This window comes from Cupriavidus sp. 22TCCZM04-2 (assembly GCF_057798895.1).
Genome location: NZ_JBYOJS010000006.1, coordinates 220,283 through 231,956 on the forward strand (window position 1 = coordinate 220,283; position 11,674 = coordinate 231,956).

Genomic DNA, 11,674 nt, shown 5'->3' on the forward strand with positions numbered 1-11,674 from the left:
TTTGGGTGCCATCTTGAAAATCCGCAAACTGGTAACATGTCGACGAAACCGGCGCGCAACCGCCGCCGCCGCGGAGAATCCCCGACTGTACCGTCAGGCGAATCCCGGGATTCTCGTGTAAGGTAGCAGTTCGGCCATTCCCAGCCATTGACATAAACAGAGCGAAACCAGAGGTTTTCCGCCATGAGTGAACAAATCAAGTATGTGAGCGACGCCTCGTTCGACGCCGACGTCCTCCAGTCCGACAAGCCGGTCCTGCTCGACTTCTGGGCGGAATGGTGCGGCCCCTGCAAGATGATCGCCCCGATCCTGGACGAAGTGGCCAAGGACTACGGCGACAAGCTGCAGGTCGCCAAGATCAACGTCGATGAGAACCAGCAAGTGCCGGCCAAGTTCGGCATCCGCGGCATCCCGACGCTGATCCTGTTCAAGAATGGTGCGGTCGCGGCCCAGAAGGTCGGCGCGCTGTCCAAGTCGCAACTCACGGCGTTCCTCGACGGCAACCTGTAAGCGCTTGCATGCCGGAGCCCTGGCATGGGCTCCGGGTTTCCCACAATCCGATGTGCGTGCGCCACCCCCTGGCGCGCCGGTCGGATTGTGCTAAGATGCCACCAACAACTTCCCCGAGCGTTCGCTCATTTCTTTCCCCCTTCCCTCTAGGTCTCGCCCGTCCGGGCTTCTGTACCCCTTGTCTATGCACCTGACAGAACTCAAATCGCTTCACGTGTCTGCGCTTCTCGAAATGGCGGCAACGCTCGAGATCGACAACGCACAGCGGATGCGCAAACAGGAACTGATGTTTGCGATCCTGAAGAAGCGCGCCAAGATGGGCGAAACCATCTACGGCGACGGCACCCTGGAAGTTCTGCCGGACGGCTTCGGTTTCCTGCGCTCGCCGGAAACCTCGTACCTGGCCAGCACGGATGACATCTACATCAGCCCGTCGCAGATCCGCCGCTTCAACCTGCATACCGGTGATTCGATCGAAGGCGAAGTGCGCACGCCCAAGGACGGCGAGCGCTACTTTGCCCTGGTAAAGGTCGACAAGGTCAACGGGCAAGCGCCCGAGGCGGTGAAGAACCGCATCATGTTCGAGAACCTGACGCCGCTGCATCCGAACCGGCCGCTCCAGCTCGAACGCGACATCAAGGCCGAAGAGAACATCACCGGCCGCATCATCGACATGATCGCGCCGATCGGCCGCGGCCAGCGCGCGCTGCTGGTGGCATCGCCGAAGTCCGGCAAGACCGTGATGCTGCAGCACATTGCACACGCGATCGCCAACAATCATCCGGAAGCGGACCTGTTCGTGCTGCTGATCGACGAGCGCCCGGAAGAAGTGACCGAAATGCAGCGCTCGGTGCGCGGCGAAGTGGTGGCGTCGACCTTCGACGAACCGGCCATCCGCCACGTGCAGGTCGCCGAAATGGTCATCGAAAAAGCCAAGCGCCTGGTCGAACTGAAGCGCGACGTGGTCATCCTGCTGGACTCGATCACACGTCTGGCGCGTGCCTACAACACGGTGGTGCCGGCCTCGGGCAAGGTGCTGACCGGTGGTGTCGACGCCAACGCGCTGCAACGTCCGAAGCGCTTCTTCGGTGCCGCGCGTAACCTGGAGGAAGGTGGTTCGCTGACCATCATCGCCACCGCGCTGATCGAGACGGGCAGCCGCATGGACGACGTGATCTACGAAGAGTTCAAGGGCACCGGCAACATGGAAGTGCACCTGGAACGCCGCCTTGCGGAAAAACGCGTCTATCCATCGATCAACCTGAACAAGTCCGGTACGCGCCGCGAAGAACTGCTGATCAAGCCGGACATCCTCCAGAAGATCTGGATCCTGCGCAAGTTCATCTCCGACATGGACGAAGTGCAGGCCATGGAATTCATCATGGACAAGATGAAGGCGACGAAGAACAACGTGGAGTTTTTCGATATGATGCGCAGAGGCGGCTAAGCCTCCGGCATCTTCGTCCGAACAGAAAAAGGCGTGCCGCGGCACGCCTTTTTGTTTTGTCGCATTGCCAGGGCTGGCCCCGGCTTTTAGCCCTCAACGCACCATGCTCGGCAAACTGACCCAATTCCTGCGTACCCGCTCGAAAGCCCGCAAGCTCGAGCACTACGCCATTCCCGATGCGCTGTGGGAACGCACCGTGTCGGCGCTGCCGTTCGTGCGGCGCTACGCCGAGGACGACCGGCGCGCGCTGCGCGAACTGGCCACGCTCTTCATCGCCGAAAAGGAATACTCCACCGCGCACGAGCTGCCGCTGACCGACGAAATGGTGGTCAGCGTCGCGGTGCAGGCCTGCGTGCCCATCCTGCGGCTCGGGATCGAGTGGTATCGCGGCTGGCACGGCATCGTGCTGTATCCGGGCGAGTTCGTCATCCGGCGCACGGTGCAGGACGAAATCGGGCTGGTGCATGGCGTCGTCGAGGAGGCCAGCGGTGAAGCGTGGGAACACGGCCCGGTCATCCTGTCCTGGCCCGATGTCGAGATGCCGGGCGGCGGCCTCGATACCGAACACGATGTTCCGGCCGACACCTACAACGTGGTGGTCCATGAATTTGCCCATAAGCTGGACATGCTCGACGGCGAACCCGACGGCGTTCCACCCTTCTCCCGGGTCTTGCACCCCGGCGTCGATGCCGAAGCCTGGGCGGAGACCTTCCTGAGCGAGTACGACCGTTTCGCCGAAACCTGGGACCAGCATCCTGCGACAGCCTGGGAGCACCCTGAACGGCTGCCGCCTGCCTTGCGCCTGATCGACCCTTACGGCTGCGAAGCACCGAGCGAATTCTTCGCCGTGACGGCCGAAGCATTTTTTGTTGAACCAACGGGCCTGAAACGTCACTGGCCCGTGGTGTACCAATGCCTTGCAACGTTCTTCCGGCAGGACCCGGCCGGCACATCGGCGTAAGCTGTCCAATCCGCGGCTCGCCGGCCCGATGGGAATTGCCGTTACGCTTCCCCAAGCCATTGTTTTTCTGCCATAATCCCGGTTTGCCCGTAATCGGCAAGTGGTTCGTCTCGCGCCGCGGCAATGGGCCGGCAGCGCGCAACGGACTGGCTACCCAACCAGAAAGGAATCACCATGAAAGAAGGCATCCACCCGAATTACCGCGAAGTCGTGTTCCAGGACATGTCGAGCGACTTCAGCTTCATCACGCGTTCGACCATCCAGACGCGCGACACGATCGTGAGGGACGGCAAGGAATACCCGCTGGCCAAGATCGAAGTCTCGTCGGAATCGCACCCGTTCTACACCGGCACCCAGAAGATCATGGACACCGCCGGCCGCGTCGAGAAGTTCCGCCAGAAGTTCGGCAGCAAGCTGGGCAAGGCTGCGAAGTAATCGCTCTTGCGAACACCCGTTTGCGCGGCGCCAGCGGACAGATGTTCCGGCGCCACGCAGACCCGCAAAGAGGCAGCAGCGGCTGCCTCTTTGCATTTGTGCCCTCCTTACCGTTCCGGCCCTGGGCGCCGCCACTCGCTTGCGGCAGCCCGGCCGGTACCGCGCTGCTGACCCGATCCGCCGATGCGTGAAGCCAAGACTTCCCCCGTTCAGTTGACCGCCGCCGCAACGGGCGCGTTGCCGCGCGCCCTGCTGCTGGCGATCTGCATCATCTATGGGCTGACCGGCCTGTTCCACCGCGATCCGTGGAAGAACGAGGATGCCGCCGGTTTCGGCGTGATGTGGCAACTGGCCACGGGCGGCGCGCATGATTGGCTGATGCCCAACATCGCGGGACGTCCGTTCACCGAGGACGGGCCACTGGTCTTCTGGATCGGCGCGGCCATGATCCGCCTGTTCGGCGGCTGGCTCGGCGCCCCGGATGCGTCGCGCCTGGCCACGGCACTGTGCTTCTTCGGCACCTGCGCTTTCATCTGGTACACCACCTACCTGCTCGGCCGCCGGGACGAAGTGCAGCCGTTTGCCTACGCCTTCGGCGGCCAGCCCAGCGCGCGCGACTATGGCCGCACGCTGGCCGACGGCGCCCTGCTCGTGTTCCTGGCCTGCGTGGGGCTGGCGGTCCGGGGACATGAAACCACCGCGCAGGTCGGCCAGGTCGCGCTGATCGCCATGATCCTGTACGGGCTGGTGCGCAGCCTCGACAAGCCCGTGCAGGGCAGCCTTGTGTTCGGACTCGGCCTGGGCGCGCTGACCCTGGCCAGCGGGCCGATCCTGCCGCTGGCCCTGCTGGTTGCCGCCACGATCTGCGCCGCCGTCTGCGCCCCGATGCCCGGTCGACGGCTGGCGGCCATCGGCGTGCCGCTGGCGTTGCTGATTGTCGCCGCCTGGCTGGCCGCCGCTTACTTTAGCGCGGCGGACCGGCACGACGCGGTGACCTTCATCCGCGAATGGGCCCGCTATGACCGGCGCAGCTACGGCGCGCCGAACATGCAGTCGTTCGGCTTCAATATGCGCAACCTGTTCCTGTACGCGTGGCCGGTCTGGCCGATCGCGGCCTGGGCCTGGGTGGCGTGGGCCGGCATGCGCCGCGCCCCACATGTGGCGCTGCCGCTGGCGCTGCTGCTGCCGACACTGGCGCTGCTGTTCCTGCAGACCAATGCCAGCGATGTCCAGTTCATCCTGCTGCTGCCGCCGATGGCGATCCTCGGTGCGTTTGCGCTGCCCACGCTGGCGCGCGGCGTGATCAACGCGATCGACTGGTTCGCCCTGCTGTTCTTCACCATTTTCGGTGGCACGGTGTGGTTCCTGTGGCTCGCCAAGACCACGGGCTGGCCACCGCGCATCGCGGGCAACGTGTTCCGGCAGTTGCCCGGCTACCAGCATCACTTCAAGCTTTCCTCAGTCATCTTTGCCTTGCTGGTGACCGTGGCCTGGGTGCTGGTGGTACGCTGGCGGCTGTCGCGCGCGCCCAAACAGATCTGGCGTCCGGTGGTGATTTCCGCCGCCGGCACCACGCTGATGTGGGTCATGGCCATGACGCTTTGGCTGCCGTCGATCAACTACGGCAAGACCTACCGCGACGTGGTCGAGGCTGCCGCCATGGCGCTGCCGTCTACGTACCAGTGCGTGCAGCCGATCCGCATGGGCAATGCCCAGCTAGCGTCATTCGCCTACTTTGGCCATTTCCGCTTCGGCGGCCCCGAAGACGGTTGCGACATCCTGCTGCGGCACGATAGCGCCGACTACGGCGAACCGAGCAAGATCTCGCATTTCGAATGGCGGCTGATCTGGGAAGGTCGCCGGCCCGCTGACCGTGACGAGCGTTTCCGCATGTATCGCCTGGTCGATACTTCGCGCGCCACGCACGCACGACCGGAACTGCCGCGCCACCGCCTGCCCCAGTAATTCCCAACCCTCCTGCCGGCGGCATGGCTGGCGGCCGCGCCGCCGCCGCTGCCGGCCGGCTCTCGGGCGCGTGAAAGCGCCTGCGCGGAACCGGCATGAACCTGCTTCACGATCTGCGTCGTATCGCCCATCTTGCCGCGCCGGTACTGGTCGGCCAGCTCGCTGTGATCGCATTCGGCGTCATGGATACCATCATGGCCGGCCGGGCCTCGGCGAATGACCTCGCCGCGGTCGGCCTCGGCGGTTCGATCTACGTGACGGTCTATATCAGCCTGATGGGCGTGCTGCAGGCACTCGCACCGATCGCGGGCCAGCTTTACGGTGCCGGCCGCAGCGAAAAGATCGGCAGCGAAGTCAGGCAAGCCGCATGGCTGGGCCTGGCACTGTCTGTTCCCGGCGTGCTGCTGCTGATGTTCCCGGAGCCACTGCTCGCCTTTGCCAAGGCCCCGCCAGAACTGGTCGACAAGGCCAGCCAGTATCTTCACATTGGCGCGTTCGGCTTGCCCGCAGCACTGGGTTTCCGCATCTATTCCGCGCTCAATAACGCGCTTTCGCGTCCGGTCATGGTGACGGTGCTGCAAATCGTCGGCCTGGGCCTGAAGGTGCCACTCAACGCGTGGTTTATCAACGGGGGATTTGGCATTCCGGCCATGGGCGGTCCGGGCTGCGCACTGGCGTCGACGCTGATCAGCTGGGGCTGGTGCGTTACCGGCCTGCTGATCCTTCGCCATAGCGCCGTCTATCTGTCCCTGGAGATCTTCTCCGCCTGGAGCTGGCCGGCGCCGGCACAGCTGATGGCACTGCTGCGCCTGGGCGTGCCGATGGGACTTACGTACCTGATCGAGATCACATCCTTCACGCTGATGTCGATCTTCATCACGCGCATGGGAACAGTCACCCTTGCCGGGCACCAGATCATCGCCAATCTCGGAGCCGTGGCCTACATGCTGCCGTTATCGCTGGCCATCGCGACGTCGACGCTGGTGGCACAGTCGATCGGCGCACGCGACATGGCGGGCGCCAGCCGGCTCGCATGGCGCGGCATCTGCCTGGCCGCCTCCCTCGCCTTGATAACAGGTTGCCTGCTGTGGCTGCTCAGGGAGCCCGTGCTGCATGCCTATACCAAGGATGCTGCCGTGGTGGCCGCCGCGTTGCCGCTGGTACTGTTCATCGCCTTCTACCAGGCCTTTGATGCCGTGCAGGTCATGACCGCCTTTATCCTGCGCGCCTACAAGATCGCGCTGATCCCGACGCTGATCTACGCCGGTTCGCTATGGGGCATTGGCATTGGCGGGGGCTACGTGCTGGGTTTCGGCCTGATCGAGACACTGCCGGCCTTTACGCGCGGTGCCTCAGGCTTCTGGATCGCCAACAGCTTGAGCCTGGCCATTGCCGGCTGCCTGCTGGTGCGCTACTTCATGCGCATCAGTGCTGCGCAACGGCAGTGATTGCGCGCACCTGGCCGGCTCCAGGCGGAACGGACGGTGCGACGCAGCGCCATTGGCTTGACATGCAGAGTACAAAAGAAAAAACCCACATGGCATTAACCATGTGGGTTTAGTTTTGGCGGAGTGGACGGGACTCGAACCCGCGACCCCCGGCGTGACAGGCCGGTATTCTAACCAACTGAACTACCACTCCATATTCCATCGCCACCCGAGCTTCGCTCGCTGCAGCAATCCAGGCATATGATTACGCCCGATGTTATGGCGTCCCCTAGGGGATTCGAACCCCTGTACTCACCGTGAAAGGGTGATGTCCTAGGCCTCTAGACGAAGGGGACAGAAACTTGTCTTTCAACACGTTCCGTCTCGCGTTGAGCAGTCCGTTATTCTAACAAACTTTTCTTCGCTTTGGAAGCATCTTTTTACTGCGATGCATCCTGAATTCTGGTGGAGCTAAGCGGGATCGAACCGCTGACCTCTTGCATGCCATGCAAGCGCTCTCCCAGCTGAGCTATAGCCCCTTATTACAGCATTTACTACGGCACTGCTTATTCACCGCTTCAGCATTAAAGAAAATGCATCGGCGAATAAAAGGATTCTATACTGCCTTGATATAAACCGCAACACTTATTTACCGCCGCGGTGATTATCAGATAATCCTCTCACTTATAAGAAAAAACCCACATGGCATTAACCATGTGGGTTTAGTTTTGGCGGAGTGGACGGGACTCGAACCCGCGACCCCCGGCGTGACAGGCCGGTATTCTAACCAACTGAACTACCACTCCATATTCCATCGTCACACCGAGCTTCGCTCGATGTGACAATCCAGACATATGATTACGCCTGATGTTATGGCGTCCCCTAGGGGATTCGAACCCCTGTACTCACCGTGAAAGGGTGATGTCCTAGGCCTCTAGACGAAGGGGACAGAAACTTGTCTTTCAACGCGTTCCGTCTGGAATCATCCCGAACCGCAGATAATCCCGATGTCTTGGTGGAGCTAAGCGGGATCGAACCGCTGACCTCTTGCATGCCATGCAAGCGCTCTCCCAGCTGAGCTATAGCCCCATGGTACTTCTATCTACTGCAACCTGCTTATTCGCCCCATCGGAAAACTTACCGTTTCAAGCGAAGCCGAGATTATATATCAACCTCGATTTTTTGCAAGCCCCCCGATCTGTTTTTCCTCTCAATCCGCTTTCGCAGATTCTGACCTGACGGCCACGAGATTCTTTTCAGATCGCCCGCTGATCTTGTTTCTGACCGCGCTGCAGGGAGAACGAGATTATGGCTAAGTCCCGGGCGGAGCGCAAGCCCCCACCAGGACTTTTCGCAACTTTTTTAACCGACCAAGCCAGCCGCAAGGCGGCGCAGCACGATATCGCGGCCGAACAGCTCCAGCACCGCGTCGATAGCCGGTGTCTGGAGTTGACCAGCAACCAGCAGGCGTACCGGCATGGCGAGCTTGGGCATCTTGAGCCCGAACTCTGCCAGCACCGCCTTGAAGGTGGCGCTGATCGCTTCCCGCTTCCATTCGGGCAGCGCACCGAGCTGGGTCGCCAGCGCCTTCAGCGCCGGCTGGATTTCCGGCGTCAGGTGTTCCGCCTTCAGGGCCGCATCGGCCTGCGGCTCGCCACGATAGAAAAGCAGTGCCGTCTGGGCAACTTCCTTCAGCGTATTGGCACGGTCCTTGACCAGGGCGATCACCCCGACCAGGTCCGCGCCCTCCACCTTGCCGCCGAGCGACTCGATAAACGGACGCGTCAGCTCGGCCAGGCGCGCGTTGTCGCCCACCTTGATATAGTGGTTGTTCAGCCAGGCAAGCTTTTCGGCGTTGTATTGCGCCGGCGACTTGCCCAGGTGCTCGAGGTCGAACCATTCGACGAACTGCTCGCGGCTGAAGATTTCCGCGTCACCGTGCGCCCAGCCCAGGCGGGCCAGGTAGTTCACCACGGCCTCGGGCAGATAGCCTTCGTCGCGATAGCCGGTCACGCTCATGGCCCCGTGACGCTTGCTCATCTTCTCGCCGCTCTCGTTAAGCACGGTCGGCAGGTGCGCGTAGACCGGCGTGGCGCCGCCGAGCGCGCGGATGATGTTGATCTGGCGCGGCGTGTTATTGACATGATCATCGCCACGGATCACGTGCGTGATCTTCATGTCGAGATCGTCCACCACGACGCAGAAGTTGTAGGTCGGCGTGCCATCCGGGCGTGCGATGACGAGATCATCGAGCTCTTCGTTCGAGATCTCGATGCGGCCCTTCACCGCGTCATCCCACACCACACTGCCGTCGAGCGGATTGCGGAAGCGCAGCACCGGCTTCACGCCGGCCGGCGGCTGCGGCAGGACCTTGCCCGGCTCCGGGCGCCAGAAGCCGTTGTAGCGCGGCTTTTCGCCGCGCTCGCGCTGGGCTTCACGCAATGCGTCCAGTTCTTCCGTGCTCATGTAGCACGGGTAGGCCAGCCCGCTGTCGACCATCTGGGCCAGCACCTCGCGGTAGCGGTCCATGCGCTGCATCTGGTAGAACGGGCCCTCGTCGATATCCAGGCCGAGCCATTCCATGCCTTCGAGGATCACGTCGACGGCTTCCTGCGAGGAGCGCTCGACATCGGTATCTTCGATGCGCAGCACGAAATCGCCCTTCATGCGCCGGGCAAACGCCCACGGATAAAGCGCGGATCGGATATTGCCGAGATGGATGAAGCCGGTCGGGCTCGGCGCAAAGCGGGTGCGGACGCGTTGGGTCATGGTGGTCGGGAACAAACAAAAAAGCCCGCGCGGACGCGCGCAGGCTGGATATATATGTCGATCCTGCATTATAGCAATGCGAAGCCTGGCCGCCCTGCCGACCCACGGATTGAGCACGGCCGGCATCGCCACCGTCTCCAACGGAATCATTTATGCTTCGCGGAGTCACAGGAACGGCCGGTACGAAAACGCCCTATCCTCACGCCGATCCAGTCACATTTGAATTTCCGCCCGCCTCTGCCCATCCACCGGCACCCTCGATTCATGCAACGACGTCATTTCCTCGGCGCCTCGGCAGCCGCCCTGCTTTCCGCCTGTTCGTTCGGCCCGCGCCGCGGCACGCCGACGACGGCCAACCCGGTGGCGACCCAGCCGGCACCGCGCCCCATCAAGATCGGCCTGGCGCTGGGCGGCGGCGCCGCACGTGGTTTCGCCCATATCGGCGTAATCAAGGCACTCGAAGCCCAAGGCATCCACCCTGACCTGGTCACGGGCACCAGCGCCGGAGCGGTGGTCGCCGCGCTCTACGCCACCGGCATGAGCGGCTTCGAACTCAACAAGCTGGCGCTGACCATGGACGAGGCCGCCATTGCCGACTGGGCCCTGCCCTTCGGCAGCCGTTTTGGCGGCTGGCTCAAGGGCGAGGCGCTGCAAAAGTACGTGAACCGCCTGGTTTCGAATCGTCCGATCGAGGCCATGAAGCTGCCGCTGGGCATCGTGGCGACCGACCTCAAGACCGGCGAGCGCGTCCTGTTCCGGCGCGGCAATACGGGACAGGCCGTACGCGCGTCCAGCAGCGTGCCGGGCGTGTTCCAGCCGGTCTCGGTCCAGGGGCGGGACTATGTGGATGGCGGGCTCGTCGAGCCGGTTCCCGTGGATTCGGCACGCAGCATGGGCGCGGACTTCGTCATTGCCGTCAATATCTCGGCGGACCCGTCCAGCCAGAAGAATGACGGCCAGAGCGGCGTGCTGCTGCAGACGACGACGATCATGGGCCAGTCGATCAACAAGATGGCGCTGGCGCGCGCCGACGTGGTGATCCGCCCCGAACTGCCCGACATGGGCGGCAGCGACTTCAATGCGCGCAACCGCGCGGTTCTGGCCGGCGAACAGGCCACGGCCGCCATGATGTCCACGTTGCGCCAGCGGCTGGAGCGGGCCCGCTTGCAGCCGGCCGGCACCGTGGCGGCGCAATAGCCGGACGCTTCCCGCCAACAAAAAAGGACTGCCGAAGCAGTCCTTTTTTTGTTGCAGCCGGTCCGGCCTCAACCGCCGTACAGCGTACGCGAGGTGGCGTTCGGGTCGAATCGCTTGAGCGTCTCGACCATGTTGCCAAGGCCGTCGCTGCGGTTCGATGACTGGCCGTCGTCGATACGGCGTGCGCCGTTGTAGCGCGTCACCCAATAGGCGGCGCGCATGTCGTCGACGCGGATCTTGCTGCCCGTGGACGGGGCATGCACGAACTTGTTGTCGCCGATATAGATGCCAACGTGCGAGAAGGTCTGGCGCATGGTGTTGAAGAACACCAGGTCGCCCGGGCGTAGTTCATTGACAGCCACATTGGTGCCAACCTGGCTGATCTCGACGGAACGGCGCGGCAGCATGAAGCCGAAGGTGTCATTGAACACGTAGCGGACAAAGCCGCTGCAGTCCAGGCCGGATTCCGGGCTGTTGCCGCCAAAGCGGTAACGCACCCCAATCAGGCCAAGCGCATTCATGACCAGGTCGCCCGCCTTGCTGGCGACGTGGCTGGTGGAATTCACGACCGACGACAGCAAGCCGCGCTTGCCTTCCGCATGCGTGTCCGCGCCCAGTTGGGCCGAAGCATCGATGCGGGCATCGGGGTCCTTGAAAACCGTATCCGCCAGCACTCCATTCGACACAGTCGCACCGCAGGCAATGGCAATCCCGACGGCCACGCGTGCCAGGGAATGAAGTACCGATCGCTGCATTGGTTCTCCTGATGAATCGTTCGAATCATCGCCATCACGCCCGACGAATAACGCCAGCGAATATGGTGATGCCTGAATCATTGCGGGGATGACCGTACGCAAGAACCGCGCCGGTCACAAAGGCATACAAGCCGTGCAGGGCACGTCCCAAAGCGGACGAGCGACCACCCCAAAAATAGTCCTCGCGGGATGGTATCGGCTCGTCGCC

The 11,674-nt window shown here is 62.8% G+C and carries 9 protein-coding genes and 6 tRNA genes; 7 read left to right on the top strand and 8 right to left on the bottom strand.

What is annotated here, in order from left to right:
- Positions 1-183: 183 nt before the first annotated feature.
- From trxA to AC3FKG_RS12355, 6 genes are all read left to right on the top strand, one after another.
- Positions 184-510 carry a thioredoxin TrxA gene (gene trxA / locus AC3FKG_RS12330; protein WP_029046118.1) on the top strand — a complete coding sequence of 109 codons (327 nt, stop codon included), beginning with the start codon at positions 184-186 and terminating at the stop codon, positions 508-510.
- A 184-nt stretch (positions 511-694) separates the two neighbouring features.
- Positions 695-1,957, top strand: a complete 1,263-nt coding sequence (gene rho, locus AC3FKG_RS12335; RefSeq protein WP_483708503.1) for a transcription termination factor Rho — start codon at positions 695-697, stop codon at positions 1,955-1,957.
- Between the two features lie 103 nt (positions 1,958-2,060).
- Positions 2,061-2,918 (top strand): M90 family metallopeptidase, encoded by an 858-nt coding sequence (locus AC3FKG_RS12340; protein WP_483708504.1) that lies wholly within the window; start codon positions 2,061-2,063, stop codon positions 2,916-2,918.
- A gap of 174 nt (positions 2,919-3,092) precedes the next feature.
- Positions 3,093-3,353, top strand: a complete 261-nt coding sequence (locus tag AC3FKG_RS12345; protein ID WP_483708505.1) for a type B 50S ribosomal protein L31 — start codon at positions 3,093-3,095, stop codon at positions 3,351-3,353.
- 183 nt (positions 3,354-3,536) lie between these two features.
- Complete coding sequence (locus AC3FKG_RS12350; protein ID WP_483708506.1) at positions 3,537-5,318, top strand: ArnT family glycosyltransferase; 1,782 nt, start codon at positions 3,537-3,539, stop codon at positions 5,316-5,318.
- A gap of 95 nt (positions 5,319-5,413) precedes the next feature.
- Positions 5,414-6,766 (top strand): MATE family efflux transporter, encoded by a 1,353-nt coding sequence (locus AC3FKG_RS12355; RefSeq protein ID WP_488743213.1) that lies wholly within the window; start codon positions 5,414-5,416, stop codon positions 6,764-6,766.
- 116 nt (positions 6,767-6,882) lie between these two features.
- Here AC3FKG_RS12355 and AC3FKG_RS12360 read toward each other — a convergent pair.
- The 7 genes from AC3FKG_RS12360 to gltX form a co-directional block, all read right to left on the bottom strand.
- Positions 6,883-6,959: transfer RNA gene (locus tag AC3FKG_RS12360), tRNA-Asp, on the bottom strand.
- Positions 6,960-7,025: 66 nt separating this feature from the next.
- A tRNA-Glu gene (locus tag AC3FKG_RS12365) sits at positions 7,026-7,101 on the bottom strand.
- 107 nt (positions 7,102-7,208) lie between these two features.
- Positions 7,209-7,284: transfer RNA gene (locus AC3FKG_RS12370), tRNA-Ala, on the bottom strand.
- A 190-nt stretch (positions 7,285-7,474) separates the two neighbouring features.
- Positions 7,475-7,551: transfer RNA gene (locus tag AC3FKG_RS12375), tRNA-Asp, on the bottom strand.
- A gap of 67 nt (positions 7,552-7,618) precedes the next feature.
- Positions 7,619-7,694, bottom strand: a tRNA-Glu gene (locus tag AC3FKG_RS12380).
- A 64-nt stretch (positions 7,695-7,758) separates the two neighbouring features.
- Positions 7,759-7,834 (bottom strand) — tRNA-Ala (locus AC3FKG_RS12385).
- Positions 7,835-8,107: 273 nt separating this feature from the next.
- Complete coding sequence (gltX, locus tag AC3FKG_RS12390; RefSeq protein ID WP_488743214.1) at positions 8,108-9,514, bottom strand: glutamate--tRNA ligase; 1,407 nt, start codon at positions 9,512-9,514, stop codon at positions 8,108-8,110.
- Positions 9,515-9,778: 264 nt separating this feature from the next.
- Here gltX and AC3FKG_RS12395 point away from each other — a divergent pair, with 264 nt between their 5' ends.
- Positions 9,779-10,711 carry a patatin-like phospholipase family protein gene (locus AC3FKG_RS12395; protein WP_483708510.1) on the top strand — a complete coding sequence of 311 codons (933 nt, stop codon included), beginning with the start codon at positions 9,779-9,781 and terminating at the stop codon, positions 10,709-10,711.
- Between the two features lie 68 nt (positions 10,712-10,779).
- Here AC3FKG_RS12395 and AC3FKG_RS12400 read toward each other — a convergent pair whose 3' ends face one another.
- Positions 10,780-11,466, bottom strand: coding sequence for a C40 family peptidase (locus tag AC3FKG_RS12400; RefSeq protein WP_488743215.1), 687 nt, complete (start codon positions 11,464-11,466; stop codon positions 10,780-10,782).
- Positions 11,467-11,674 lie beyond the last annotated feature (208 nt).

Bases quoted from the DNA above. Each gene is read 5' to 3' on its own strand.
- trxA (WP_029046118.1), top strand. From the start codon at position 184: ATGAGTGAACAAATCAAGTATGTGAGCGACGCCTCGTTCGACGCCGAC.
- rho (WP_483708503.1), top strand. From the start codon at position 695: ATGCACCTGACAGAACTCAAATCGCTTCACGTGTCTGCGCTTCTCGAA.
- AC3FKG_RS12340 (WP_483708504.1), top strand. From the start codon at position 2,061: ATGCTCGGCAAACTGACCCAATTCCTGCGTACCCGCTCGAAAGCCCGC.
- AC3FKG_RS12345 (WP_483708505.1), top strand. From the start codon at position 3,093: ATGAAAGAAGGCATCCACCCGAATTACCGCGAAGTCGTGTTCCAGGAC.
- AC3FKG_RS12350 (WP_483708506.1), top strand. From the start codon at position 3,537: ATGCGTGAAGCCAAGACTTCCCCCGTTCAGTTGACCGCCGCCGCAACG.
- AC3FKG_RS12355 (WP_488743213.1), top strand. From the start codon at position 5,414: ATGAACCTGCTTCACGATCTGCGTCGTATCGCCCATCTTGCCGCGCCG.
- gltX (WP_488743214.1), bottom strand. From the start codon at position 9,514: ATGACCCAACGCGTCCGCACCCGCTTTGCGCCGAGCCCGACCGGCTTC.
- AC3FKG_RS12395 (WP_483708510.1), top strand. From the start codon at position 9,779: ATGCAACGACGTCATTTCCTCGGCGCCTCGGCAGCCGCCCTGCTTTCC.
- AC3FKG_RS12400 (WP_488743215.1), bottom strand. From the start codon at position 11,466: ATGCAGCGATCGGTACTTCATTCCCTGGCACGCGTGGCCGTCGGGATT.